A 23,372-nucleotide genomic window follows, 5' to 3' on the forward strand; every position below is an offset into this window, starting at 1 on the left:
AAGTAGTATGTACAGGAGTAGAAATGTTCAGAAAGTTACTAGACCAAGCAATGGCTGGAGATAACATCGGAGCATTATTAAGAGGAGTACAAAGAGCAGACGTTCAAAGAGGTCAAGTACTTGCAAAAACAGGATCAGTAAAACCTCATAAGAAATTCGTAGGTCAAGTATACGTATTAAAGAAAGAAGAAGGTGGAAGACACACTCCATTCTTTAACGGATATAGACCACAATTCTACTTCAGAACAACAGACGTAACAGGATCAATCCAATTACCAGACGGAGTAGAAATGGTAATGCCTGGGGATCACATTGATATGAATGTTGAGTTAATCACAAAAGTAGCAATGGAAGAAGGATTAAGATTCGCAATAAGAGAAGGCGGAAGAACAGTAGGATCAGGAGTTGTTACTACTATAATCGAGTAGTCTTTATAAATTAAAATACAAAGTAAATATTGGCCAATATTACTAGTATGTTAAGGGGAGGAGTAATCCTCCCTTAATAATCTGAATGATGATTATTAAAAAAGAAAAAAAGTTCAAACAAACAAAAAAGAAAAAAGTTCAAACAAACAAAAAAAGAAAATAAATCTATGAGTTCAATACATAAAAGTTAAAGAAAAAAACAAAATCTATGTTTAAAAAATACTTGTCAAATGCTAAAAAATATTGTATACTAAAGAAGTTGTATTGTGAATTCGCAATACAATTGATGTTAAATATTAAAAGACAAGAAGGTAGAGTGTTATAAGCTAAACCTTTACTTTTTAAAATATGCAACACCCGGAACAGTTTATAACTGATATCCGTTGAAATATAACGAAATTAGAAAAGGAGGGGAATTCAATGGCAACTCAAAAAATAAGAATTAGATTAAAAGCTTATGATCACAATCTTTTAGATCAATCAGCAGAAAAGATTGTTGAAACAGCTAAAAACACTGGAGCAGGTGTGGCAGGTCCAATACCATTACCAACAGAGAAAGATGTTGTAACTATATTAAGAGCTCCTCATAAGTACAAAGATTCTAGAGAACAATTTGAAATAAGAACTCATAAGAGATTATTAGATATAATCAGTCCTTCACAAAAGACTGTAGATGCTCTAATGAGAGTTGATTTACCAGCAGGAGTAGATATCGAAATAAAACTTTAATTTCGATAAAGTAATATTAAGACCACTAATGTGATCCGCTGATATTAATAGGAGGTGCTTTAAATGAAAAAAGCAATATTAGGTAGAAAATTAGGTATGACTCAAATCTTCGATGAGAGAGGAAGAGTAATACCAGTAACAGTTGTTGAAGCAGGCCCATGTGCTATAATTCAAAAGAAAACTGTTGAAAATGATGGTTATGATTCAATCAAGGTTGGATTTGATGAAAAAAGAGAAACTTTATTCAACAAACCAATGCTTGGAGAATTTAAAAAGGCAGGGGTATCTCCAAGAAGATTCGTTAAAGAATTCAGATTAGAAGATACAAGTGCTTACGAAGTAGGTCAAGAAATCAAAGCTGACGTATTTGCAGTAGGCGATAAAGTAGATGTAACTGGAATTTCTAAAGGTAAAGGATATCAAGGTGCTGTTAAAAGATGGCATAATCATATCGGACCAAAGAGCCACGGTTCTAAATTCCATAGAGCACCAGGTTCACAAGGAGCTTGTTCAGATCCTTCAAGAACATTCAAAAACAGAAGAATGCCAGGACATATGGGACACGTTAAATCAACAGTGTTAAACCTAGAGGTTGCTATGGTTATTCCTGAAAAGAATGTTATTCTTGTAAAAGGTGGAGTACCAGGAGCTAAAAAAGGTTACGTAATAATAAAGAATACAGTTAAGTAAGAGTTTTAGAGAAAGGAGGAGGTTATATGCCAACAATAGCTGTTTATAATAGAGAAGCCCAAAAAGTTGGGGAAATGCAATTAAATGATAATGTGTTCGGTATTGAAGTTAATAGTGAAGTTATGCATCAAGTAGTAGTTGCTCAACTTGCTAACAAGAGACAAGGAACTCAATCAGCTAAAACTAGAGCTGAAGTTAGAGGCGGCGGAATAAAGCCATGGAGACAAAAGGGTACAGGTAGAGCAAGACAAGGTTCTATAAGAGCTCCACAATGGATTCATGGAGGTATAGTTTTCGCACCAAAGCCAAGAGACTATAGAATGTCAGTTCCTAAAAAAGTAAGAAGATTAGCTATAAAATCAGCTTTATCTTCAAAGATTGTTGAAAATAATATGATAGTTTTAGAAAGCTTAGAGTTAGAAGTGCCTAAAACTAAAGAAGTGGTTAAAATGTTAAGTGCTTTCGAAGCAAAGAAAACATTAATTTTAACTGAAGTAAACAATGAAAATGTTTACAAATCAGCTAGAAACATTGAAGGAGTAGAAGTACTTCCAGTTAACAATATCAATGTATATGACCTATTAAAATACGATAAAGTCATGGTGACTAAGAACGCCATTGAAAAAATTGAGGAGGTGTATGCATAATGAAGCTAGTAAGCCATGATATAATTAGAAGACCAGTTATAACAGAAAAAAGTATGGCAGCAATGGCTGACAAGAAATACACCTTTGTAGTAGATATCCATGCTAATAAATCTCAAATAAAAAGAGCAGTAGAAGAAATCTTTGGCGTAAAAGTTGAAGAAGTTAATACTGTAAGATATATTGGTAAGAAAAAAAGAGTTGGTGTTCACGAAGGTAAGAGAGCCGATTATAAAAAAGCTATCGTGAAACTTACAGAGGAAAGTAAAGCAATTGAATTCTTCGAAGGAATTTAATTGTACTTATAAAAGCATGTATTGGCGTTAAGCCAGAAAAGCTATCAAAAGGAGGGAAAACAACATGGCAATTAAGAGTTTTAATCCTACAACACCTTCAAGAAGACATATGACTATGCCTAGCTTTGAAGAAGTTACAACAAATCAACCTGAGAAAAGCCTGTTAGTATCTTTAAAGAAAACAGGCGGAAGAAATACTCAAGGTAAAATAACAGTTCGTCATCGTGGAGGCGGAGCTAAAAGAAAATATAGAATTATCGATTTCAAAAGAAATAAAGATAATGTTCCAGCAAAAGTTGCAACAATAGAATATGATCCAAATAGATCAGCATATATAGCATTAGTTGTATACGCTGATGGAGAAAAGAGATACATATTAGCTCCTGTTGGCTTAAATGTTGGAGACGTAATTGTATCAGGAACTGAAGCTGATATTAAACCTGGTAATACATTACCACTTTTAAATATACCAGTTGGTACTGTTATTCATAATATTGAATTAACAGCAGGTAAAGGTGGTCAGATGGTTAGATCTGCAGGTGCTTCTGCACAACTTATGGCTAAGGAAGGAAAATATGCATTATTAAGACTTCCAAGTGGTGAGTTAAGAAACGTAAGAATCGAGTGTAGAGCAACAATAGGTACAGTTTCTAACTTAACTCATGATATCGTAAATATCGGTAAAGCTGGTAGAAAGAGAAACATGGGTATAAGACCACACGTAAGAGGTTCTGTTATGAACCCTAACGACCACCCACACGGAGGAGGAGAAGGAAAATGTCCAGTTGGACGTCCATCACCAGTTACTCCATGGGGTAAACCAACACTTGGATATAAAACTAGAAAGAATAAAAAATATTCTGATAGACTTATTGTTAAGAGAAGAAAATAGTAGAAGAGAATATTAATTCTCTTCGCCTATTCTATAAATAGGAGGGAGGCAGACCATGAGTAGATCAATCAAAAAAGGGCCTTTCGTACAAGAAGCTCTTATAAAAAGAATCCTTGAAATGAATAAAGCTGGGGAAAAGAAAGTTGTTAAAACTTGGTCAAGAAGTTCAACAATCTTCCCACAAATGGTAGGGCATACAATTGCAGTACACGATGGAAGAAAACATGTTCCAGTATATGTTAGTGAGGACATGGTAGGACACAAGTTAGGTGAGTTTGTTATGACAAGAACTTACAAAGGTCACGTAGATAAAGAAAAATCATCAAAAGTTAAGAAATAGTCCAGAAAGGAGGCAACAATAAATGGAAGCTAAAGCTATAGCTAGACATATAAGAATGTCTTCAAGAAAAGTTGGCATAGTATTAGATTTAATAAGAGGTAAAGACGTTAGAGAAGCAGAAGCAATACTAAAGTATACTCCTAAGGACGCAGCTGTAGTAGTTGAGAAAGTTTTAAAATCAGCTATTGCAAATGCAGAACATAATTACAATTTAGATGTAAACAGATTATACGTTGCTGAAGCTTACGCATGTCAAGGCACAACTCTAAAAAGATTTAGACCACGTGCACAAGGTAGAGCGTATAGAATAAGAAAAAGAACTAGTCATATTACTCTAGTAGTTAAAGAGAGAAACTAAAAAGAAGGAGGGAAATGTAGTGGGTCAAAAAGTACATCCTCACGGAATAAGAGTAGGCGTAATTAAAGATTGGGATTCAAAATGGTACGCAGACAAAAAGAACTTTGCTGATTACTTAGTTGAAGATAATGCAATAAGAGAATTTGTAAAAGAAAAACACTACAATGCTGGTATTTCTAAGATAGAAGTTGAAAGAACAGCAAAAAAAGTTAAATTAAATATATTCACAGCTAAACCAGGAATGATAATTGGTAAAGGTGGAGCTGGTATAGAAGAATTAAAGAAAGAATTAGCTGGTATAGTAACAACTGATAAAAATGTTTTAATTAACATTGTAGAAGTTAAAAATCCAGAATCAAATGCTCAATTAATGGCTGAAAATATAGCACTTCAATTAGAAAAGAGAATATCTTTCAGAAGAGCTATGAAACAAACAATTCAAAGAGCTATGAGATTAGGAATTAAAGGTGTTAAAACTTCTTGTTCAGGAAGACTTGGTGGAGCTGAAATAGCAAGAGGAGAAGCTTACCATGAAGGAACAATTCCACTACAAACTTTAAGAGCTGATATAGATTACGGATTTGCAGAAGCAGATACAATCTATGGAAAAATTGGAGTTAAGGTTTGGGTTTATAGAGGAGAAGTTCTTCCAGTAAGAAAAGAAGAAAAAGCAAGAGCTTAATAAACCACATATCACGGTTCAGGAAGGAGGAATCACATATGTTAATGCCTAAAAGAGTAAAACACCGTAAGGTTCAACGCGGTAGAATGAAAGGTAAGGCAACTAGAGGAAACTTTATTGCATATGGTGAATATGGATTACAGGCTACAGAATGCGGTTGGATAACTAGCAACCAAATAGAAGCAGCCAGAATAGCTATAAATAGACACGTTAAAAGAGGGGGAAAAGTTTGGATAAAAATTTTCCCAGACAAACCAGTAACTGAGAAACCAGCTGAAACACGTATGGGTTCTGGTAAAGGTTCACCAGAATACTGGGTTGCAGTAATTAAACCAGGTAGAGTTTTATTTGAAATTTCAGGAGTATCTGAAGAATTAGCTAGAGAAGCTATGAGACTTGCATCTCACAAACTACCTGTTAAAACTAAGTTTGTAAGTAGAGAAGACTTTAAAGAAATAGGTGGTGAAAACAATGAAGGCTAGGGAATTACAAGAGTTGAGAAATCAAAGTTCTCAAGAGTTAGCTGGTAAAATCAAAGATTTAAAAGAAGAGCTTTTCAACTTAAGATTTCAACTAGCAACTGGGCAATTAGAAAACCCTATGAGAATTAGACAAGTGAAGAGATCAATAGCTCAGATAAAGACAGTTTTAAGAGAAAGTGAATTAAAGAACCTAGAGCAGTAGTAGCTGAAGGGAGGTAAGTTTTGTGGAAAGAAATCTAAGAAAAACAAGAATTGGAAGAGTTGTTTCTGATAAGATGGATAAGACAATCGTTGTTGCTGTTGAAACAAAAGTTCGTCATCCACTATACGGAAAAACAATGAACAGAACTACAAAATTTAAAGCTCATGATGAAAATAATGAAGCAAGATTAAATGATAAAGTTCTAATCATGGAAACAAGACCATTATCAAAAGATAAAAGATGGAGACTTGTTAAGGTAATGGAAAGAGCAAAATAGGTTACTAAATTTTCCTTACAGTTTGAAAGGAGGTTATTTACATGATACAACAGCAAACTAGACTAAAAGTTGCAGATAATTCTGGTGCTAAAGAAATTATGTGCATAAGAGTGTTGGGCGGTTCAAAAAGACAATACGGAAATATCGGTGACGTTATAGTTGCAAGTGTAAAGAGTGCAACACCAGGCGGAGTTGTTAAAAAAGGTGAAGTTGTTAAAGCTGTAATAGTAAGATCTGTTAAAGGCTTAAGAAGAGCAGATGGATCATACATAAGATTTGATGAAAACGCAGCTGTTATAATTAAAGATGATAAACAACCAAAAGGAACACGTATTTTTGGACCAGTTGCTAGAGAATTAAGAGACAAAGAATTCAATAAAATTATCTCATTAGCACCTGAAGTTCTATAATTCAAGATAGGAGGTGGCTAAGTTGGCAAATAAAATTCATGTTAGAAGAAAAGATACGGTAGTAGTTATATCTGGAAAAGATAAAGGTAAAGTAGGCGAAGTTTTAGCTGTTATACCTAAAAAAGGCAGAGTTTTAGTTGAGGGTGTTAACATCGTAACTAAACACGAAAAGCCAAATAGACAAAATATGCAAGGTGGAATTCAAAAGGTAGAAGCTCCAATAAATAGCTCTAAGGTTATGTTATATTGCACTAAGTGTAATAAAGCTACAAGAATCAGTCATAAGATTCTTGAAGATGGAACAAAAGTTAGAGTATGTAAAAAATGTGGAGAAACATTCTAAGCTTTGGAAGGAGGTTTAAAAAATAATGATGCCAAGACTTCAAGAAAAGTATAATAAAGAAGTAGTTCCAGCTTTAATGGAAAAGTTCGGGTATAAAAATATTATGGAAGTTCCGAAGCTTGAAAAGGTAGTAATCAACATGGGTGTTGGTGAAGCTAAAGAAAATTCTAAAAACTTAGAATCAGCTTTAGCAGACCTTGAGTTAATCACAGGTCAAAAACCAATAGCAACAAGAGCTAAGAAATCTGTTGCTAACTTCAAGCTAAGAGAGAACATGCCAATTGGATGTAAAGTTACATTAAGAAAACAAAAAATGTATCAATTCATGGATAAATTAATGAATATAGCATTCCCAAGAGTTAGAGACTTCAGAGGTATCTCTGATAAATCTTTTGATGGTAGAGGAAATTACGCTGTAGGAATAAAAGAGCAATTAATTTTCCCTGAAATTGAATATGATAAGATCGATAAAGTTAGAGGAATGGATGTTATTGTAGTTACAACTGCTAAGACTGATGAAGAGGCAAGGGAATTACTAAGATTATTAGGTATGCCTTTTGTCAAATAAGGAGGGAAGATTGTGGCACGTAAAGCATTAATAGTTAAGTGGGAAAGAGAACCAAAGTTCTCAACAAGAGCTTATACAAGATGCAGATTATGTGGAAGACCACATGCTGTACTTAAAAAGTACGGAATTTGCCGTATATGTTTTAGAGAATTAGCTTACAAAGGTCAAATACCTGGATGCAAAAAAGCAAGCTGGTAATAGATTGATTTAGTATGAAAGGAGGCAAATAATATGGGAATGACAGATCCTATTGCAGATTTACTTACACGTATTAGAAATGCTAATATAGTTGGGCACGAAGTTGTAGAAGTACCATCATCAAAAATTAAGAAAGCTTTAGTTGACATAATGTTAAATGAAGGTTACTTAAAAAATATAGAAGAATACAATGATGGGTCAGTGCCAATGTTAAGACTTACTATGAAATATGGTAAGGATAAGCAAAGAGTTATAACTGGACTTAAGAGAATATCTAAGCCAGGTTTAAGAGTATATACATCTAAGGAAGAAATTCCACAAGTATTAAGCGGATTAGGCATCGCTATAATTTCAACTTCTAGAGGAATAATGGCCGATAGAGAAGCGAGAAAATTAGGCGTTGGTGGAGAGGTTATCTGCTACATTTGGTAGTTTAAAGAATAGGAGGTGTGTTTATGTCAAGAGTAGGAAGACTTCCAATAGCTATTCCTAACGGGGTTACAGTTACAGTATCACCTAGCAATGAGGTAACTGTAAAGGGACCTAAAGGTGAATTAACTAGACAAATGCATAAAGATATAAAAATTACTGTTGAGGACAACAATATAGTTGTTACAAGACCAAGTGAAAATAAATTACATAGAGCTTTACATGGAACAATTAGAGCTTTAGTAAACAATATGGTAATCGGAGTAACAGAAGGATACCAAAAGACACTTGAATTAATTGGTGTTGGTTATAGAGCAGAACTTAAGGGCAAGAAATTAGTAATGAACTTAGGTTACTCTCATCCTGTTGAAATTGATATGGTTGAAGGAATAACTTTTGAAACTCCTGAAACAACTAAAGTAGTTGTTAAGGGTATTGATAAAGAATTAGTTGGAGCAGTAGCAGCTGATATAAGACGTTGGAGAAAACCTGAACCATACCAAGGAAAAGGTATTAAATATAGCAATGAAGTTATAAGACGTAAAGAAGGTAAAACTGGTAAAAAATAATAGTTAACAATAGGTAGAAAGGAGTGAACTACTTATGGCTAATAAGAATGAAAGACTAGCTGCTAGAGTTAGACGTCATAAGAGGGTACGTTCTAAAATTTCTGGTACTAATGAAAGACCAAGACTTTGTGTATTCAGAAGTGCTAAGAATATTTACGCTCAAGTTATAGACGATGTTGCTGGAATCACATTAGCTTCAGCATCTTCATTAGATAAAGATTTCTCTTTAAAAATTGGTAGTAACAAAGAAGCTGCTAAATTAGTTGGAGAAACAATAGCTAAAAAAGCTTTAGAAAAAGGAATCAAAGAAGTCGTTTTTGATAGAGGCGGTAACATATACCACGGAAGAGTTAAAGAACTAGCTGAAGGAGCTAGAGAAGCAGGACTTCAATTCTAGAAAAAAGGAGGGGAATGTATGAGAATAGATGCAACTCAATTAGAACTTAAAGAAAAAGTTGTTAGCATAAACAGAGTAGCTAAAGTTGTTAAAGGTGGTAGAAACTTCAGATTTAGTGCTTTAGTTGTTGTTGGAGACGAAAATGGGCATGTTGGAGTTGGAACAGGAAAAGCTGTAGAAATACCAGATGCTATAAGAAAAGCAATCGAAGATGCTAGAAAGCATTTAGTAAGTGTTGCTATAGTTGAAAACACAATTCCTCATAGAATTTATGGTGAGTTCGGAACAGGAAAAATATTATTAATGCCAGCTACAGAAGGTACAGGAGTTATTGCTGGAGGTCCAGCAAGAGCCGTACTTGAACTTGCAGGATTAAAAGACGTTAGAGCTAAATCATTAGGTTCTAACAACCCAAGAAATATGGTTAAGGCTACTATTAATGGGTTATCAAATTTAAGAACAGCTGAACAGGTTGCTGAATTAAGAGGCAAATCTGTTGAAGAGATCTTAGGATAGGAGGGATTCCCTTGGCAAAACTAAGAATAACTTTGAAAAGAAGTTTAATAGGTAGAAAAAAAGACCAAATAGCTACAGTAAATGCTTTAGGTCTAAAGAAAATAAATGATGTTGTAGAACACAATGATAATCCTCAAATAAGAGGAATGGTTAATAAAGTAAATTATCTCCTACAAGTAGAAGAAGCATAATTTTAAATTAGTATAGGAGGAGGTGCACATTATGAAGTTACATGAATTAAGACCTGCAGAAGGATCTAAGAAAAACAGTAAAAGAGTTGGTAGAGGTACTGGTTCTGGCTGGGGTAAAACAGCTGGAAGAGGAGAAAATGGTCAAAATTCTAGATCAGGTGGTGGAGTAAGACCTGGTTTTGAAGGAGGTCAATTACCTCTATATAGAAGACTACCAAAAAGAGGTTTCACAAATATTTTTTCTTCAGAAATAGTTAGCATTAACGTTGATAGACTTAACGTTTTTGAAAACGGAACAGAAGTAACTCCAGAATTATTACTTGAAAAGAAAATAATCAGAAAGTTAAATGATGGAGTTAAAATATTAGGAAACGGAACTTTAGAAAAGTCATTAACAGTAAAGGCAAATAAATTCTCAAAAGCTGCAGCTGAAAAGATAGAAAAAGCTGGAGGAAAAGTTGAGGTGATTTAGGATGCTATCTACCCTACGTAATGCCTGGAAAGTTCCTGAATTAAAAAAGAGAATGATATTTACATTTTTTATGATTGTCCTTTTCAGGATGGGAAATTTTATTCCTGTTCCTGGAATTGACAGTGCTCATGTAAGTTCGTTGGCACAATCCAAGAACTTATTTAACTTCTATGATTTAATCTCAGGAGGAGCATTTAGTAATTCTAGTATTTTTGCTATGGGAGTAACCCCATACATTAATGCGTCCATCATTATACAGCTATTAACAGTTGCTATACCTAAACTTGAACAACTTTCAAAGGAAGGTCATGAAGGACGTCAAAAAATACAAAATTACACAAGATATTCTGCTATAGCTTTCGGATTTTTAGAGGCTTTTGGTATGTATGCTATAATGCAAAGAACTGGTGCAATTCTTGATACATCTAAGTTTAATATGTTTTTAATCATATTAACTATGAATACAGCATCAGTGTTCTTAGTATGGTTAGGAGAGCAAATTACTACTAAAGGAATAGGAAATGGAATTTCAGTAATAATATTTATAAATATTATTTCAAGAGTTCCAAATTCTTTAGCTAAGATCTTTAAAGCTGGTAGTCTTGGAAATGTAACATCTGTATCTATCATTCTTTTATTATTAGTATCTGCTGCAATGCTGCTATTAGTAATTGTGGTAAACTTGAGTGAGAGAAGAATACCTGTACAATATGCTGGTAAGGCTGTTGGTGGAAAGATGTTTAAAGGTCAATCAACACATATTCCAATCAATATAAGTTCTTCAGCAGTTATCTCAATTATTTTCGCTATGTCAGTAATGAGATTCCCTGCAACAATAGCGGAGTTTATGCCAAAATCAGGATTCGCTAAACTTGTGATGAATAGTCCTTATAGCATATTTAAAGAAAGTACATGGCAGTATTCAGTAGTGTATGCAATATTAATAGTATTGTTTACTATTTTCTATACTGAAATAACATTTAAGCCGGATGAAATGTCAGAAAACATGCATAAGTCATCAGGATTTATCCCAGGAATTAGACCTGGTGAACCTACTACTAGATATCTTGAAGATGTGCTAACTAAAGCATCGATCCTAGGAGGTGTTTTTGCTTCAATAATAGCGATTTTCCCTATAATTGTAGCAAATCATACTGCTTTTGGACAGTTATCATTAGGAGGAACAGCCCTTCTTATTGTAGTGGGAGTTGCAGTTGAAACTATGAGACAACTTGAATCACAGCTAGTAATGAGACATTATGAAGGATTTTTAAAATAAAAGGTCGGAGATGATTCAATTGAAGATAATTTTATTAGGTCCTCCGGGAGCTGGTAAAGGCACACAGGCTAAATCAATTAGTAATAAATATTCTATACCACATATATCAACAGGTGATATATTTAGGCAGAATATAAGTGAGAAAACTCCACTTGGAGTAGAAGCTAAAAAATACATTGATAGTGGGGCATTAGTTCCAGATGAATTAACTATAAGCATAGTTGAGGATAGGATAACTAGAGATGATTGCAAGCAAGGTTTCTTACTTGATGGTTTTCCTAGAACAGTAAAGCAAGCTGAAGCTTTAGAAAAGGCATTAGCTGATAAAGGCGAAAGAATAGACGTTGCTTTATTGATTGATGTTCCAAGAGAAGAAATTCTTGAAAGAATGACTGGAAGAAGAGTATGCCCAGCTTGTGGTGCTAGTTATCATGTTAAATTTAACCCACCAAAGGTAGATTCAAAATGTGATCTATGTGGCGCTGAGGTTATTCAAAGAGCTGATGACGCTATAAGCACTGTGAACAATAGATTAGATACTTACGAGAACCAAACAAAACCATTAGTTGACTTCTACACAGGGAAAGGCCAGTTAGCTGCAGTTGATGGTACAAAGGCAATTGCTTCTGTTTTTGATGAAATTTGTAAGGTTTTAGAATCTACAAAATAGATTTATTTAGTAAGTGTTGCTAGACAAGGTAAAGTTAAGAACAAAAGGTAATGTCCCAATCTATTGGATAAACTCTACACTTCCTAAATATCTCGATATGAAGGATAAAAGTATTTTGAGGCTTATTTGTGGGAAAATAGTAATAAGTTCTTTGGTTTGAACAAAAATAGAGGTGAAAAGTATTGGAAACTGATAATCCCTTAGGTCAAGTAGTTTACTCTAAGGTAGGCAGAGACAGAGACGAATATTATATAATTGTTGGAATATTAAATGAGGATTACGTTTATATTTCGGATGGTAAACTACGAAAAGTTGAAAAACCAAAGAAAAAGAAACGTAAACATCTAATTTTTACAGGAACTTATTCAGAAGAAATTAAGGAAGCCATTTTAAATGGCAAGTATGTAAGCAATCCTAGAATAAAGGATTTTTTAGATACTATGTATGCCAATAAGGAGGTTTGATTACCTTATGTCAAAAGATGATGTAATTGAAATGCAAGGTGTTGTTACCGATTCTTTACCTAATGCAACATTTGAAGTTGAATTAGAAAGTGGTCACAAAATCTTAGCACATATTTCTGGAAAGCTAAGAATGAATTTTATAAGAATATTACCAGGTGATAAAGTTAAAGTAGAACTATCTCCTTATGATTTGACTCGTGGTAGAATTGTATGGAGAGAAAAATAGTAAGGAGGGTTAAAAGATGAAAGTTAGACCATCTGTAAAGCCTATTTGCGAAAAGTGCAAAGTTATTAAAAGAAAAGGAAGAGTAATGGTTATCTGTGAAAATCCTAAGCACAAACAAAAACAAGGCTAATATATAAAAAATATTAAATTTAATATTTTCTTTTGTTATAATAATAAAAGCTAAAAATACTTTAGGAGCGGCTGCTAGTAGAGTTTATACTCTCTATTATCCTAAAAGTTTTATATAAAATAATACACACAAAATTTTACCTTACGCACTAAAAAAACGAAATATAACCTAGGAGGTGTAAATAGTATATGGCAAGAATAGCAGGTGTTGACCTACCAAGAGAAAAAAGAGTTGAAATTGGTTTAACATATATATTTGGAATTGGATTACCAACTGCTCAAAAAATCTTAAAAGAAACAGGAGTTAATCCTGATATAAGAATAAAAGATTTATCAGAAGATGAAGTTGGAGCTTTAAGAGATTATATAAACAAACATTTCACTGTTGAAGGTGATTTAAGAAGAAAAGTTGCCTTAGACATAAAGAGATTAACAGAAATCGGATCTTACAGAGGAATTAGACACAGAAGAGGTCTTCCAGTAAGAGGTCAAAAAACTAAAACTAATGCAAGAACAAGAAAAGGTCCTAAGAAGACTATTGCTAATAAGAAGAAATAGTAAAAGATAGGAGGGATGATCGTGGCACCAAAAAAAGTTAAAAAGTCAAGAAGAAGAAAAGAAAGAAAAAATATTGAGCATGGTTGTGCACATATTAAATCAACTTTCAATAACTCAATTGTTACATTAACAGACCGTGCAGGTAACTGTTTATCATGGGCAAGTGCAGGTGGATTAGGATTTAAAGGTTCAAGAAAAGGAACTCCATTTGCTGCTCAAATGGCTGCTGAAACAGCTGCAGGTGTTGCAATGGAACACGGTTTAAAGAGTATAGAAGTATACGTTAAAGGACCAGGAGCTGGTAGAGAATCTGCTATAAGATCATTACAAGCTGCAGGATTAGAAATCACTTTAATTAAAGACGTTACCCCAATACCACACAATGGTTGTAGACCACCAAAAAGAAGAAGAGTATAGTTACTTATAATAGATGTAGGAGGTGTAATTTTTAATGGCAAGATATACAGGAGCTGTTTGTAGACTTTGTAGAAGAGAAGGCATGAAACTTTTCCTTAAGGGAGATAGATGTTACTCTGACAAATGTTCTGTTGCAAGAAGAGGTTATGCACCAGGACAACATGGTCAAAGCAAAAAGAAATTATCTAACTATGGATTACAATTAAGAGAAAAGCAAAAAGCTAAGAGAATATATGGAGTACTTGAAAAGCAATTTAGAAAGTACTATGAAAAAGCTGAAAAGCAAAGAGGAATCACAGGTGAAAACCTACTAAGATTACTAGAAATGAGATTAGACAGTGTTGTTTACAAATTAGGATACGGAAATTCTAGAAAAGAAGCTAGACAATTAGTAACTCATGGACATTTCTTAGTAAATGGTAAAAAAGTTAATATTCCATCATATAACTTAAAAGCTAATGATGTAATATCAGTATGTGAGAAGAGCAGAGGAACTGAGTTATTTAAAATATTTAACGAAAATCCTAAGACTCTTCCAAGCTGGATAGAAGCTAATGCAGCAAACTTTGAAGCTAAAGTAGTTGCAATTCCAACTAGAGAAGATATAGATGTTCCAGTAAATGAAACTCTAATCGTTGAGTTATACAGCAAATAATAGATTGATATAAATCAGTTGCCCTCAAAAGAGGTTTAAGTTGATAAACGAAGGAGGGTTATATAGTTGTTGGAAATAGAAAAGCCAAAAATTGAGTGTGTTGAAACAAACGAAGAAGGTTCATATGGTAAATTTGTCATAGAACCTTTGGAAAGAGGATATGGGATTACTTTAGGTAACTCATTAAGAAGAATACTTCTTTCATCATTACCAGGTGCAGCAGCTAATAGTATTAAAATTGATGGAGTTCTACATGAATTTTCTACTGTAAAAGGTGTAAAAGAAGATGTTGCTCAATTAATTCTTAATATTAAAGAATTAGCCGTTAAGATGTATGGAGAAGGATCTACAACTCTTTATATAGATGCACAAGGTCCTGGTGAGGTTACTGCTGGTGATATTAAAACTAGTGGTAATGTTGAAATTGTAAATAAAGATTTACATATTGCAACTTTAGATGACGATGGTAAGTTGTATATGGAAATTAACGTTAATAAAGGTAGAGGATATGTTTCTCAAGCTAAGAATAAGTCTGAGGATCTTCCAATATCAGTTATACCTGTTGATTCTATATACACTCCAGTTAAAAGAGTTAATTATATTGTAGAAAATACAAGAGTTGGTCAAATTACTGATTATGATAAATTAACTTTAGAAGTATGGACTAATGGAACAATTAGACCAGAGGAAGCTATAAGTTTATCAGCAAAAATTCTTATTGAACACTTCAAGCTTTTCATGACATTAACAGATCATGCAGATGATATGGAAATAATGGTTGAAAAAGAAGAAGATAAGAAGGAAAAAGTTCTAGAGATGACTATTGAAGAACTTGACCTTTCAGTAAGAAGTTATAACTGCTTAAAGAGAGCTGGAATAAATACAGTACAAGAATTAACTGAAAGATCTATGGAAGATATGATGAAGGTTAGAAATCTTGGTAAAAAGTCTCTTGAGGAAGTTCAACATAAGTTAAAAGAACTAAACTTAGGCTTGAAAAAAAGTGAGGATTAAGGAGGTAGAGTGATGGCAGGATACCGCAAGTTAGGACGTCCAACAGATCAAAGAAGAGCTATGTTAAGAAACTTAGTAACTAGTTTATTAAAACATGGCAAAATCGAAACAACTGAAACAAGAGCTAAGGAAACTAGAAAATTAGCAGAAAAAATGATTACACTTGCTAAAAAAGGTGACCTTCATTCTAGAAGACAAGTACTTTCTTTTGTAACAGAAACAAAAGTAGTTGACGAATTATTCGCTAACATAGCACCAAAGTATGCTGAAAGAAACGGCGGATATACAAGAATCTACAAAGTAGGTCCAAGAAGAGGCGACGCTGCTGAAGTAGTAGTATTAGAATTAGTTTAAGCTTATATATAAGGGGATTAAGTGTAACTTACTTAGTCCCCATTTTAATATAATCTTTTTATGTCTGAGGTAAAAAAATGAGCAGAGAAAAAGATGTTATAATTAAGTGTGAAGATTTAGTCTATAATTATGATGATATAGATGGTAATAAGGTAAAAGCTCTTAAGGGAGTTAATTTAGAAGTGTATGAAGGTGAGTTTTTAACTATACTTGGACATAATGGTTCAGGAAAGTCTACTCTAGCAAAAATTTTAAATGGAATATTAAGTCCACAAAAGGGAACAGTTCAAGTATATGGATTAGATGCATTAAATGAAAAAAATATTTGGGATATTAGAAAAAATGTAGGAATGGTTTTCCAAAATCCGGATAATCAAATAGTAGCCACGATTGTTGAAGAAGATGTAGCTTTTGGTCCAGAAAATTTAGGGTTTCCATCTGAACTTATTAGAAAAAAGGTAGATAATGCTTTAAAGATAGTAGATATGTATGAATATAGGAAACATTCTCCTAGTTTATTATCAGGGGGACAAAAACAAAGAGTAGCTATAGCAGGAATCTTAGCTATGGATACGAAGTGCATAATATTTGATGAATCTACAGCTATGTTAGATCCAATGGGAAGAAAAGAAGTAATTAATACAGCTTTAAAATTAAATAAAGAGTTTGGAAAAACTATTATTTTAATAACACATTATATGGAGGAAGTTATTAACGCAGATAGAGTTATAATATTAAATAATGGTGAAGTCTCTATGCAGGGAACTCCAAAACAAGTATTTTCACAGGTAAGCACACTAAAAAGCCTAGGATTAGATGTACCCGAAGTAACAGAACTTAGTTACGAACTTAGGAAAATTGGGGTTAACATAGAGGAAGATATAATTAGTATTGATGAGATGGTGAATGCATTATGTTTATTAAAATAGATAAGTTATCATACATTTATATGCAAGGTACACCTTTTGAAAAAAGAGCATTAGACAATGTTAATATTGAAATTGAAAAGGGCGAATTTACCGCTATTATAGGTCATACAGGCTCCGGAAAGTCCACTTTAATACAGTTATTCAATGGACTTTTAAAACCTAGTGAAGGAACAGTGTTTTTGGAACATAAAGATATATATTCAGAAGATGTTAATTTATCTGAAATTAGAAAAGAAATTGGTTTAGTATTTCAGTATCCAGAATATCAGTTATTTGAAGAAACTGTTGAAAAAGATATAGCATTTGGACCACAAAATTTAGGCTTGGATGAAAAAGAGATAAGTAATAGAGTAAAAATGGCTATGAAGATGGTTGGGCTTAGTTATGAAATGTTTAAAGAAAAGTGCCCATTTAATTTAAGTGGAGGCCAAAAAAGGAGAGTAGCTATAGCAGGAATTTTAGCTATGAAGCCTAAGGTTTTAATATTGGATGAGCCTACTGCTGGGTTAGACCCTAAAGGAAGGGAAGATATTCTACGAACAATTAAAGAATTTCATGATAAGTATAATATGAATATTATACTTGTATCTCATAGCATGGAAGATGTTGCAAAGTATGCACAAAAAGTAATAGTTATGAGTAAAGGAAAGTGTGTTTTATACGGAGAACCAAAAGATATTTTTAAGCAGGTAGAACTTTTAGAAGGGATTGGATTATCAGTTCCGAGAATAAGTTATTTGATATATGAGTTAAATAAAAAAGGATTTAATATAAATCCTGAAATTTATTCTATTGATGAATTAAAGGAAGAATTAGTTAAAGTTTTAAACCTTACAAGTAAGGGGGAGCTTTAGATGTTTAAGGATATAACAATAGGACAATACATACCAGGGGATTCTTTTATACATAAATTAGATCCAAGGGTAAAAATAGTTTCTTCTATTCTATTTATGGTACATTTATTTTTAGTAAATAAGTTACTTACTTATGTAATAGTAGGTGCTTTTTTAGGAATAATTATTTGTATATCTAAACTTAAGCTTAAATATATTTATAAGGGATTAAAACCTATATTTATCCTCTTGATCTTTACATCAGTATTGAATATTTTTATGACCAATGGGGGAGAACTATTATTCAAGTGGAAATTTATAACCATATACTCTCAAGGAGTACAAATGGCAATTTTTATGGCTATAAGACTTCTGTTTTTAATAGTAGGAACATCTTTATTGACTCTTACTACATCTCCTATTGAACTTACAGATGGATTAGAAAGTTTATTTTCACCATTAAAAAAAATTAATTTTCCGGCTCATGAGTTAGCAATGATTATGACCATTGCATTAAGATTTATACCTACTTTAATAGATGAAACTGATAAAATAATGAAAGCACAAATGTCAAGAGGTGCGGATTTTTCATCAGGAAATTTAATAAAAAGAGCTAAAAATTTGTTACCAATATTAGTACCATTATTTGTAAATTCTTTCAAAAGGGCAGATGAGTTAGGTATAGCAATGGAAGCACGCTGCTATAGAGGTGGAGAAGGTAGAACAAGAATGAAGATATTAAAATATAATAAGTCTGATTGTATGGCTTTTATAATTTTTATTATATATTTAGTTTTTATTATTAGTTTTAGATTTGTATAGATGAGGTAGTCCTATGAGAAATATAATGCTCATAATTGAATATGATGGAACTCAATATTCAGGATGGCAAAGACAGAACCATGTTTTAAGTGTAGAAGAAGCAGTTGAAAAAACAATTATAAAAGTTTTAAATGAAGAAATTAAGGTTTTGGGATGTAGTAGGACAGATAAAGGTGTTCATGCTATGGGATATGTGCTAAATTTTTTTACTAATAGTAAAATACCTGCACATGGAATCAAATATGCCTTAAACAATAAATTACCAAGAGATATCGTAGTTTTAGATGCACAAGATGCAGATGAGGAGTTTCATGCAAGATATAGTTCTATAGGTAAGACATATGTATATACTATATTAAATCGTGAAATACCTCCAGCTATAGGCAAAAATTACGTATTTCATTATAAATATAAGTTAAATATAGAGCTTATGAAAGAAGGGGCGAAATACCTTATAGGTACTCATGATTTTGAGGCGTTTAAAAATAAAGGTGGTTCAGTTAAAACTTCTGTAAGAACTGTAAAAGAAATCAAAATAGAAAAAGAACATGAGTATATAAAAATTTATATTACGGCAGACGGTTTTTTATACAATATGGCTAGGATAATAGTGGGTACTTTAGTTAATGTCGGTGGAGGCATAATAATACCTGAGAAGGTAAAAGAAATTATAGAATCTAAAGATAGACAAAAGGCCGGTAAAACGGCACCACCACAAGGATTATCCTTGCTTAAGGTATATTATTAGGTTAAAAAAATATTTTATAATATATCCTTAATTATGTTGACACGCCCGGATGAATGTATTATAATAAATAAAGTTGTTATGTGTATATAGATCCACTAGCCCCGGGTCTTTTGCATAGATATATTTCATGTGAAATTCAGGGAGGGAAAAAAATGAAATCATACATAGCTAAAAAAGAAGAAGTTCAAAGAGAATGGTATGTAGTAGACTTAGAAGGTCAAACATTAGGAAGAGCAGCTAGCCAAATAGCTACAATATTAAGAGGAAAGCATAAACCAACATATACTCCACACGTTGATACTGGAGATTTTGTTATCGTTGTTAATGCTGATAAAGTTGTTTTAACAGGTAAGAAATTAGATCAAAAGATGTTAAGACATCACTCTTTATATCCAGGCGGATTAAAAGAAATCTCTTACAGAGATGCTTTAGTAAGAAAGCCTGAATTTGTATTCCAAGAAGCTGTTAGAAGAATGCTTCCAAAGGGAAAATTAGGTCGTCAAATGCTTAAAAAGTTAAAAGTATATAGCGGTCCAGAGCACGAAAATGCAGCTCAAAATCCACAAAAATTAGAGTTAAGATACTAATTATTAACTGAAGGGAGGAAGTATTATGGCAAAAGTACAATATTTTGGAACAGGAAGAAGAAAAACATCAGTTGCTAGAGTAAGATTAGTACCTGGTCAAGGTGAAGTTAAAATAAATAAAAGAGATATAAATGAATATTTCGGATTAGACACATTAAAGGTTATAATTAACCAACCATTAGAATTAACAGGTACAAAAGAAAAGTTTGATGTACTAGTTAATGTACACGGTGGAGGAATTTCAGGTCAAGCAGGAGCTATCAGACATGGTATCTCAAGAGCTTTAATTAAAGCTGACGAAAACTTAAGATCTGAATTAAAGAAGGCTGGATTCTTAACTAGAGATTCAAGAATGAAAGAAAGAAAGAAATACGGTCTTAAAAAAGCAAGAAGAGCTCCACAATTCTCAAAGAGATAGTTTTGCTCAGAACGGATATATTGCAATGGAAGGAAGGGGAATTTACCTCTTCTTTTTTTATATTTTAAAATATGAACAAAATATGAACAACATTAAAATACATGTTAAAAAAAAGAGCATTGTATTAACAAAACAATTTAAATTATGTATTATTTAAAAGGATGTGAAATTAAGTTTTAAATACCATAAGCCATAAACAGGAGGGATTTTATGAGCGAAGGGCTTTTAATGGCCATTAAATTATTTGGAGGATTAGGATTGTTTCTATATGGAATGAAACTAATGGGAGATGGCCTTCAAAATGCAACAGGTGAGAAACTAAAGAAAATTTTTGAGAAAATCACCTCTAATCCGGTTAAAGGAGTACTTACAGGAGCTTTAGTAACAGCTATTATACAAAGTAGTAGTGCTACAACTGTAATGGTTGTTGGATTCGTTAATGCACAACTTATGAATTTATATCAGGCAACAGCAGTAATTATGGGAGCAAATATTGGAACAACAGTAACAGCACTTATTGTAACTCTAAATATAGATAATTTTGTCCCTATTTTTATTGGTGTTGGAGCATTAATTGTTTTATTTACGGAAGCCAAAAAAGGAAAAGAAGTAGGAAATATAATTTTAGGATTTGGTATTTTATTTTTAGGAATGAACTTAATGAAAGTGGCAATGGAGCCGCTACAAACATCACCTATATTTCAACAAATACTTATTAAATTAGATGGTAACATATTTTTAGGAATTTTAGCAGGTTTAGCTATAACTGCAGTTTTACAAAGTTCATCTGCAACAACAGCAATTTTAGTATCTATGGCGGCTACGGGAGTATTAAAGATAACTATGGTTATTCCTGTTTTATTTGGTTGTAATATGGGTACCTGTGTAACAGCGCTTTTATCAAGTATAGGTACTTCAAAGACTGCTAAAAAGGCTGCAATAATACATCTATTATTTAATGTTATTGGAACTGTAATTTTTATACCGTTATTTACACCATTAACATGGATAGTAACTAAGGCACCTATATTTGGAGCAAGTGATGTTCCAAGTCAAATAGCACATGCACACATAATTTTTAATATAGTAAATACAATTCTTTTATTACCATTTATAAAAGTTTTGGTTAAAATGGCCAATAGGATAATAAAAGGTGAAGATGAGACTGAAAAATATGGAACCCAATTTATTGATGATAGATTATTAGAAACACCTGTAATAGCCGTAGGGCAAACAGTTAAAGAAATTTCAAGAATGGCTACTAAGGCGAGGAAAAGCTTAGATATTGCTATGGAAGCTTTCGCAAAGAATGATGACAAGTTAGTACAAAAGGTCTACAAAAATGAGAAGTTAATTAATCTATTAGAGGATGAAATAACTAATTTTTTAGTTAAGTTATCAAAATCAGAGTTAGCCGATAAAGAAAAAGATATAGTGACTTCTATGTTCCATGTAGTAAATGATATAGAACGTATAGGGGATCATGCTGAAAATATAGCGGATCTTGCTGGAGAAAAAATGCTTAAGAGATTAAATTTTTCAAAGGAAGCTGAAGAAGAGTTAAAGCAATTGTTCCAAAAAACTCTTTCAAGTTTAGACACAAGTATAAAAGCATTTGAAGAAAAAAATATTTATAAAGCACAAGAAGTAAGAACTATAGAAGAAAGTGTAGATGCACTTGAAAAACAATTAAGAAGTTCACATATTATAAGATTAAATCAAGAAAAATGTAGTGCCACTGTAGGAACAGTATTTTTAGATCTTATAAGCAATTTAGAGAGAATTAGTGACCACTCAAATAATATAGCAGATACAGTTATAGAACATTTAGGTTATTAAAATTAGAGCTATTAAAGCAAGTCAATTATTTTTTATTGATAATTGATATAAGTAAAGTAATTTAAATAATTTATAAAAAATATAGCGTATGAGTAAGAAATAATTTATGGTTTATAAATAAGAAATAGTTAATAAATAAATTAACCTGTAAAACAATAATGGCAATTGCTATTAGTTTTATAGGTTATTTTTTTTTACTATAAAGAATATATTTATTAGTGAATAAATCATATAGGGGGAAATATGAGAATAGTAAATAAAAAATTGATTTTTTCACTAACAGTTGTATTATTTGCCTTTTTAGGAATCCTAGGAGTAAATTATAATTTAAAAGTTCAACAAACAAGTAAAAATAATACACCTAAAGTTATTCTTATTGATCCAGGACATGGAGGTATGGATGGAGGAGCGGTATCATCAAGAGGAACTATAGAAAAACATATAACATTGCCTATATCTAAATATACTAAAGAAAATTTGGAAAAGAGTGGATTCAAGGTGTATATGACAAGGGAAGAAGATAAGGGGCTTTATGAAAATAAGGGAACAGTAAGAAATAAAAAAAATCAAGATTTAACTGCTAGATGTAAAATGAAAAAGGAATTAAATTGTGATATGTTTGTTAGTGTACATTTAAACAAATTTCCACAAGAAAAGTATAAAGGAGCTCAAGTTTGGTATTCTAAACATCCAAAAAGTAAAGAATTGGCACATATTTTACAGACCAATTTAAAAAATGATTTAGATAAATCAAATAATAGAGTTGAAAAGGGTGCAGAGGATCAGTTTAAAGTACTTAGAGTAAATGATGATATGCCTTCAGTAATTGTTGAATGCGGGTTCATTTCTAATTATGAGGAAGAAAAATTGTTAAAAACAGAAGAATATCAAAAAAAAGTGGCAGAATCCATATGTAAATCTATAAATGAGTACTTTAAAAATAATTAATGGACTTTTAAATAAGTCCATTTTTGCTTTTTAAATATATTTTTAGTTTTAGATATAACTAAAAAATAATAATGATTTTTGTAAGTATATATATAAATAAGAAATATTTACATAATATTTCTGTAAGAAATATAAGGAATAATCAAATATAGAATATACAAAAAAATTACATCAAATTACACGAGAGCCTTATAAAAAAACAAAAACATTACAAAATATGGTTAATAATTAAAAAAAGAGTATTGAAATTGCGTAGAAATATTTAGAATTAAGAGAGTTAAAAAAATCAATTTATTTTTTGAAAATTATTGATATATATATATGGGTGTGTTATTATTAAGTTGTCTTATGGACTAATCCATTAGTCCA

The 23,372-nt window shown here is 32.1% G+C and carries 40 protein-coding genes; all 40 read left to right on the forward strand.

Going from position 1 to position 23,372, the window contains the following annotated elements; genetic code table 11:
- The coding region (locus QOZ93_RS05695; RefSeq protein WP_340343619.1) for an EF-Tu C-terminal domain-related protein at window positions 1-428 on the forward strand (428 nt) is incomplete at its 5' end.
- 420 nt (window positions 429-848) lie between these two features.
- Complete coding sequence (rpsJ, locus tag QOZ93_RS05700) at window positions 849-1,157, forward strand: 30S ribosomal protein S10 (protein ID WP_111944101.1); 309 nt, start codon at window positions 849-851, stop codon at window positions 1,155-1,157.
- 63 nt (window positions 1,158-1,220) lie between these two features.
- A complete protein-coding gene (rplC, locus tag QOZ93_RS05705; protein ID WP_111944100.1) occupies window positions 1,221-1,847 on the forward strand; it encodes a 50S ribosomal protein L3 in 627 nt (208 codons plus the stop codon).
- Between the two features lie 26 nt (window positions 1,848-1,873).
- A complete protein-coding gene (gene rplD / locus QOZ93_RS05710) occupies window positions 1,874-2,494 on the forward strand; it encodes a 50S ribosomal protein L4 (RefSeq protein ID WP_307355470.1) in 621 nt (206 codons plus the stop codon).
- Window positions 2,494-2,787, forward strand: coding sequence for a 50S ribosomal protein L23 (gene rplW / locus QOZ93_RS05715; protein ID WP_307355471.1), 294 nt, complete (start codon window positions 2,494-2,496; stop codon window positions 2,785-2,787). The genes rplD and rplW overlap by 1 nt, the downstream gene beginning before the upstream one ends.
- Window positions 2,788-2,851: 64 nt before the next feature.
- Window positions 2,852-3,679, forward strand: coding sequence for a 50S ribosomal protein L2 (rplB, locus tag QOZ93_RS05720; RefSeq protein ID WP_111944097.1), 828 nt, complete (start codon window positions 2,852-2,854; stop codon window positions 3,677-3,679).
- A gap of 55 nt (window positions 3,680-3,734) precedes the next feature.
- Complete coding sequence (gene rpsS, locus QOZ93_RS05725) at window positions 3,735-4,019, forward strand: 30S ribosomal protein S19 (RefSeq protein WP_111944096.1); 285 nt, start codon at window positions 3,735-3,737, stop codon at window positions 4,017-4,019.
- Window positions 4,020-4,041: 22 nt separating this feature from the next.
- A complete protein-coding gene (gene rplV, locus QOZ93_RS05730; protein WP_111944095.1) occupies window positions 4,042-4,377 on the forward strand; it encodes a 50S ribosomal protein L22 in 336 nt (111 codons plus the stop codon).
- 19 nt (window positions 4,378-4,396) lie between these two features.
- Window positions 4,397-5,059: a 30S ribosomal protein S3 gene (rpsC, locus tag QOZ93_RS05735; RefSeq protein WP_111944094.1), complete on the forward strand. Its 663-nt coding sequence runs from the start codon at window positions 4,397-4,399 to the stop codon at window positions 5,057-5,059.
- Between the two features lie 38 nt (window positions 5,060-5,097).
- Window positions 5,098-5,541 carry a 50S ribosomal protein L16 gene (rplP, locus tag QOZ93_RS05740; protein WP_111944093.1) on the forward strand — a complete coding sequence of 148 codons (444 nt, stop codon included), beginning with the start codon at window positions 5,098-5,100 and terminating at the stop codon, window positions 5,539-5,541.
- The gene (gene rpmC, locus QOZ93_RS05745; protein ID WP_111944092.1) at window positions 5,531-5,743 is read left to right on the forward strand and encodes a 50S ribosomal protein L29; all 213 of its coding nucleotides are present in this window, start codon (window positions 5,531-5,533) and stop codon (window positions 5,741-5,743) included. Before rplP ends, rpmC begins: the two co-directional genes overlap by 11 nt.
- A 22-nt stretch (window positions 5,744-5,765) precedes the next feature.
- Window positions 5,766-6,020, forward strand: a complete 255-nt coding sequence (rpsQ, locus tag QOZ93_RS05750; RefSeq protein ID WP_111944091.1) for a 30S ribosomal protein S17 — start codon at window positions 5,766-5,768, stop codon at window positions 6,018-6,020.
- A 41-nt stretch (window positions 6,021-6,061) separates the two neighbouring features.
- Window positions 6,062-6,430 (forward strand): 50S ribosomal protein L14, encoded by a 369-nt coding sequence (rplN, locus tag QOZ93_RS05755; protein WP_307355473.1) that lies wholly within the window; start codon window positions 6,062-6,064, stop codon window positions 6,428-6,430.
- Window positions 6,431-6,452: 22 nt separating this feature from the next.
- Window positions 6,453-6,773 carry a 50S ribosomal protein L24 gene (gene rplX / locus QOZ93_RS05760; RefSeq protein ID WP_111944089.1) on the forward strand — a complete coding sequence of 107 codons (321 nt, stop codon included), beginning with the start codon at window positions 6,453-6,455 and terminating at the stop codon, window positions 6,771-6,773.
- 25 nt (window positions 6,774-6,798) lie between these two features.
- On the forward strand, window positions 6,799-7,341 hold the full coding sequence (rplE, locus tag QOZ93_RS05765; RefSeq protein ID WP_111944088.1) for a 50S ribosomal protein L5: 543 nt from the start codon (window positions 6,799-6,801) through the stop codon (window positions 7,339-7,341).
- A gap of 12 nt (window positions 7,342-7,353) precedes the next feature.
- Window positions 7,354-7,539 (forward strand): type Z 30S ribosomal protein S14, encoded by a 186-nt coding sequence (locus QOZ93_RS05770; protein WP_111944087.1) that lies wholly within the window; start codon window positions 7,354-7,356, stop codon window positions 7,537-7,539.
- A gap of 33 nt (window positions 7,540-7,572) precedes the next feature.
- Window positions 7,573-7,971: a 30S ribosomal protein S8 gene (gene rpsH / locus QOZ93_RS05775; protein ID WP_111944086.1), complete on the forward strand. Its 399-nt coding sequence runs from the start codon at window positions 7,573-7,575 to the stop codon at window positions 7,969-7,971.
- Window positions 7,972-7,994: 23 nt separating this feature from the next.
- Window positions 7,995-8,537 (forward strand): 50S ribosomal protein L6, encoded by a 543-nt coding sequence (gene rplF, locus QOZ93_RS05780; protein ID WP_307355475.1) that lies wholly within the window; start codon window positions 7,995-7,997, stop codon window positions 8,535-8,537.
- A 34-nt stretch (window positions 8,538-8,571) separates the two neighbouring features.
- Entirely contained in the window at window positions 8,572-8,934 is a 363-nt protein-coding gene (rplR, locus tag QOZ93_RS05785) for a 50S ribosomal protein L18 (RefSeq protein WP_111944084.1), read from the forward strand.
- A gap of 18 nt (window positions 8,935-8,952) precedes the next feature.
- Window positions 8,953-9,450, forward strand: coding sequence for a 30S ribosomal protein S5 (gene rpsE / locus QOZ93_RS05790; protein ID WP_111944083.1), 498 nt, complete (start codon window positions 8,953-8,955; stop codon window positions 9,448-9,450).
- Window positions 9,451-9,461: 11 nt separating this feature from the next.
- Window positions 9,462-9,641, forward strand: coding sequence for a 50S ribosomal protein L30 (rpmD, locus tag QOZ93_RS05795; RefSeq protein ID WP_111944082.1), 180 nt, complete (start codon window positions 9,462-9,464; stop codon window positions 9,639-9,641).
- A gap of 31 nt (window positions 9,642-9,672) precedes the next feature.
- Entirely contained in the window at window positions 9,673-10,113 is a 441-nt protein-coding gene (gene rplO, locus QOZ93_RS05800; RefSeq protein ID WP_111944081.1) for a 50S ribosomal protein L15, read from the forward strand.
- 1 nt (window position 10,114) lies between these two features.
- A complete protein-coding gene (secY, locus tag QOZ93_RS05805; protein ID WP_111944080.1) occupies window positions 10,115-11,392 on the forward strand; it encodes a preprotein translocase subunit SecY in 1,278 nt (425 codons plus the stop codon).
- 19 nt (window positions 11,393-11,411) lie between these two features.
- Window positions 11,412-12,062 (forward strand): adenylate kinase, encoded by a 651-nt coding sequence (locus tag QOZ93_RS05810; RefSeq protein ID WP_307355476.1) that lies wholly within the window; start codon window positions 11,412-11,414, stop codon window positions 12,060-12,062.
- A gap of 182 nt (window positions 12,063-12,244) precedes the next feature.
- Window positions 12,245-12,526, forward strand: coding sequence for a KOW domain-containing RNA-binding protein (locus tag QOZ93_RS05815; protein WP_111944078.1), 282 nt, complete (start codon window positions 12,245-12,247; stop codon window positions 12,524-12,526).
- A gap of 7 nt (window positions 12,527-12,533) precedes the next feature.
- A complete protein-coding gene (gene infA, locus QOZ93_RS05820) occupies window positions 12,534-12,752 on the forward strand; it encodes a translation initiation factor IF-1 (RefSeq protein ID WP_111944077.1) in 219 nt (72 codons plus the stop codon).
- A gap of 16 nt (window positions 12,753-12,768) precedes the next feature.
- Window positions 12,769-12,882, forward strand: coding sequence for a 50S ribosomal protein L36 (rpmJ, locus tag QOZ93_RS05825; RefSeq protein WP_003373491.1), 114 nt, complete (start codon window positions 12,769-12,771; stop codon window positions 12,880-12,882).
- 188 nt (window positions 12,883-13,070) lie between these two features.
- Window positions 13,071-13,439 (forward strand): 30S ribosomal protein S13, encoded by a 369-nt coding sequence (rpsM, locus tag QOZ93_RS05830; protein ID WP_111944076.1) that lies wholly within the window; start codon window positions 13,071-13,073, stop codon window positions 13,437-13,439.
- Window positions 13,440-13,460: 21 nt separating this feature from the next.
- Entirely contained in the window at window positions 13,461-13,856 is a 396-nt protein-coding gene (gene rpsK, locus QOZ93_RS05835; protein WP_162630418.1) for a 30S ribosomal protein S11, read from the forward strand.
- A 34-nt stretch (window positions 13,857-13,890) separates the two neighbouring features.
- Entirely contained in the window at window positions 13,891-14,511 is a 621-nt protein-coding gene (gene rpsD, locus QOZ93_RS05840; protein WP_111944074.1) for a 30S ribosomal protein S4, read from the forward strand.
- Between the two features lie 66 nt (window positions 14,512-14,577).
- Window positions 14,578-15,525 carry a DNA-directed RNA polymerase subunit alpha gene (locus QOZ93_RS05845; protein ID WP_111944073.1) on the forward strand — a complete coding sequence of 316 codons (948 nt, stop codon included), beginning with the start codon at window positions 14,578-14,580 and terminating at the stop codon, window positions 15,523-15,525.
- A 12-nt stretch (window positions 15,526-15,537) separates the two neighbouring features.
- Window positions 15,538-15,879 carry a 50S ribosomal protein L17 gene (gene rplQ, locus QOZ93_RS05850; protein ID WP_111944072.1) on the forward strand — a complete coding sequence of 114 codons (342 nt, stop codon included), beginning with the start codon at window positions 15,538-15,540 and terminating at the stop codon, window positions 15,877-15,879.
- Window positions 15,880-15,956: 77 nt separating this feature from the next.
- Window positions 15,957-16,808 (forward strand): energy-coupling factor transporter ATPase, encoded by an 852-nt coding sequence (locus QOZ93_RS05855; RefSeq protein ID WP_111944071.1) that lies wholly within the window; start codon window positions 15,957-15,959, stop codon window positions 16,806-16,808.
- On the forward strand, window positions 16,793-17,662 hold the full coding sequence (locus QOZ93_RS05860; RefSeq protein WP_307355479.1) for an energy-coupling factor transporter ATPase: 870 nt from the start codon (window positions 16,793-16,795) through the stop codon (window positions 17,660-17,662). Before QOZ93_RS05855 ends, QOZ93_RS05860 begins: the two co-directional genes overlap by 16 nt.
- Window positions 17,663-18,463 (forward strand): energy-coupling factor transporter transmembrane component T family protein, encoded by an 801-nt coding sequence (locus QOZ93_RS05865; protein ID WP_307355480.1) that lies wholly within the window; start codon window positions 17,663-17,665, stop codon window positions 18,461-18,463.
- Between the two features lie 13 nt (window positions 18,464-18,476).
- Window positions 18,477-19,211 carry a tRNA pseudouridine(38-40) synthase TruA gene (gene truA, locus QOZ93_RS05870; protein WP_307355481.1) on the forward strand — a complete coding sequence of 245 codons (735 nt, stop codon included), beginning with the start codon at window positions 18,477-18,479 and terminating at the stop codon, window positions 19,209-19,211.
- Window positions 19,212-19,363: 152 nt separating this feature from the next.
- Entirely contained in the window at window positions 19,364-19,798 is a 435-nt protein-coding gene (rplM, locus tag QOZ93_RS05875; protein WP_307355482.1) for a 50S ribosomal protein L13, read from the forward strand.
- Window positions 19,799-19,823: 25 nt separating this feature from the next.
- The gene (gene rpsI / locus QOZ93_RS05880; protein WP_111944066.1) at window positions 19,824-20,216 is read left to right on the forward strand and encodes a 30S ribosomal protein S9; all 393 of its coding nucleotides are present in this window, start codon (window positions 19,824-19,826) and stop codon (window positions 20,214-20,216) included.
- 210 nt (window positions 20,217-20,426) lie between these two features.
- Window positions 20,427-22,055: a Na/Pi cotransporter family protein gene (locus QOZ93_RS05885; RefSeq protein WP_307355483.1), complete on the forward strand. Its 1,629-nt coding sequence runs from the start codon at window positions 20,427-20,429 to the stop codon at window positions 22,053-22,055.
- A 243-nt stretch (window positions 22,056-22,298) separates the two neighbouring features.
- Window positions 22,299-23,003 carry an N-acetylmuramoyl-L-alanine amidase CwlD gene (gene cwlD / locus QOZ93_RS05890; protein ID WP_307355484.1) on the forward strand — a complete coding sequence of 235 codons (705 nt, stop codon included), beginning with the start codon at window positions 22,299-22,301 and terminating at the stop codon, window positions 23,001-23,003.
- The last annotated feature ends 369 nt before the right edge of the window (window positions 23,004-23,372 follow it).

It is taken from the genome of Hathewaya limosa, assembly GCF_030815255.1.
Classification (GTDB): Bacteria; Bacillota; Clostridia; order Clostridiales; family Clostridiaceae; genus Hathewaya; species Hathewaya limosa.

Excerpts from the sequence above, each read along its gene's own strand:
- QOZ93_RS05885 (WP_307355483.1), top strand. The coding sequence starts at position 20,427 with ATGAGCGAAGGGCTTTTAATGGCCATTAAATTATTTGGAGGATTAGGA.
- rpmC (WP_111944092.1), top strand. The coding sequence starts at position 5,531 with ATGAAGGCTAGGGAATTACAAGAGTTGAGAAATCAAAGTTCTCAAGAG.
- infA (WP_111944077.1), top strand. The coding sequence starts at position 12,534 with ATGTCAAAAGATGATGTAATTGAAATGCAAGGTGTTGTTACCGATTCT.
- QOZ93_RS05860 (WP_307355479.1), top strand. The coding sequence starts at position 16,793 with ATGTTTATTAAAATAGATAAGTTATCATACATTTATATGCAAGGTACA.
- rpmJ (WP_003373491.1), top strand. The coding sequence starts at position 12,769 with ATGAAAGTTAGACCATCTGTAAAGCCTATTTGCGAAAAGTGCAAAGTT.
- rpsH (WP_111944086.1), top strand. The coding sequence starts at position 7,573 with ATGGGAATGACAGATCCTATTGCAGATTTACTTACACGTATTAGAAAT.
- rplN (WP_307355473.1), top strand. The coding sequence starts at position 6,062 with ATGATACAACAGCAAACTAGACTAAAAGTTGCAGATAATTCTGGTGCT.
- rplR (WP_111944084.1), top strand. The coding sequence starts at position 8,572 with ATGGCTAATAAGAATGAAAGACTAGCTGCTAGAGTTAGACGTCATAAG.
- rplC (WP_111944100.1), top strand. The coding sequence starts at position 1,221 with ATGAAAAAAGCAATATTAGGTAGAAAATTAGGTATGACTCAAATCTTC.
- rpsD (WP_111944074.1), top strand. The coding sequence starts at position 13,891 with ATGGCAAGATATACAGGAGCTGTTTGTAGACTTTGTAGAAGAGAAGGC.
- rplM (WP_307355482.1), top strand. The coding sequence starts at position 19,364 with ATGAAATCATACATAGCTAAAAAAGAAGAAGTTCAAAGAGAATGGTAT.
- cwlD (WP_307355484.1), top strand. The coding sequence starts at position 22,299 with ATGAGAATAGTAAATAAAAAATTGATTTTTTCACTAACAGTTGTATTA.
- rpsJ (WP_111944101.1), top strand. The coding sequence starts at position 849 with ATGGCAACTCAAAAAATAAGAATTAGATTAAAAGCTTATGATCACAAT.
- rplW (WP_307355471.1), top strand. The coding sequence starts at position 2,494 with ATGAAGCTAGTAAGCCATGATATAATTAGAAGACCAGTTATAACAGAA.
- QOZ93_RS05855 (WP_111944071.1), top strand. The coding sequence starts at position 15,957 with ATGAGCAGAGAAAAAGATGTTATAATTAAGTGTGAAGATTTAGTCTAT.
- rpsS (WP_111944096.1), top strand. The coding sequence starts at position 3,735 with ATGAGTAGATCAATCAAAAAAGGGCCTTTCGTACAAGAAGCTCTTATA.
- rplP (WP_111944093.1), top strand. The coding sequence starts at position 5,098 with ATGTTAATGCCTAAAAGAGTAAAACACCGTAAGGTTCAACGCGGTAGA.
- rpsI (WP_111944066.1), top strand. The coding sequence starts at position 19,824 with ATGGCAAAAGTACAATATTTTGGAACAGGAAGAAGAAAAACATCAGTT.
- truA (WP_307355481.1), top strand. The coding sequence starts at position 18,477 with ATGAGAAATATAATGCTCATAATTGAATATGATGGAACTCAATATTCA.
- rpsE (WP_111944083.1), top strand. The coding sequence starts at position 8,953 with ATGAGAATAGATGCAACTCAATTAGAACTTAAAGAAAAAGTTGTTAGC.
- rpsM (WP_111944076.1), top strand. The coding sequence starts at position 13,071 with ATGGCAAGAATAGCAGGTGTTGACCTACCAAGAGAAAAAAGAGTTGAA.
- rplD (WP_307355470.1), top strand. The coding sequence starts at position 1,874 with ATGCCAACAATAGCTGTTTATAATAGAGAAGCCCAAAAAGTTGGGGAA.
- rplB (WP_111944097.1), top strand. The coding sequence starts at position 2,852 with ATGGCAATTAAGAGTTTTAATCCTACAACACCTTCAAGAAGACATATG.
- rplQ (WP_111944072.1), top strand. The coding sequence starts at position 15,538 with ATGGCAGGATACCGCAAGTTAGGACGTCCAACAGATCAAAGAAGAGCT.
- QOZ93_RS05865 (WP_307355480.1), top strand. The coding sequence starts at position 17,663 with ATGTTTAAGGATATAACAATAGGACAATACATACCAGGGGATTCTTTT.
- rplF (WP_307355475.1), top strand. The coding sequence starts at position 7,995 with ATGTCAAGAGTAGGAAGACTTCCAATAGCTATTCCTAACGGGGTTACA.
- rplO (WP_111944081.1), top strand. The coding sequence starts at position 9,673 with ATGAAGTTACATGAATTAAGACCTGCAGAAGGATCTAAGAAAAACAGT.
- secY (WP_111944080.1), top strand. The coding sequence starts at position 10,115 with ATGCTATCTACCCTACGTAATGCCTGGAAAGTTCCTGAATTAAAAAAG.
- rplV (WP_111944095.1), top strand. The coding sequence starts at position 4,042 with ATGGAAGCTAAAGCTATAGCTAGACATATAAGAATGTCTTCAAGAAAA.
- rplE (WP_111944088.1), top strand. The coding sequence starts at position 6,799 with ATGATGCCAAGACTTCAAGAAAAGTATAATAAAGAAGTAGTTCCAGCT.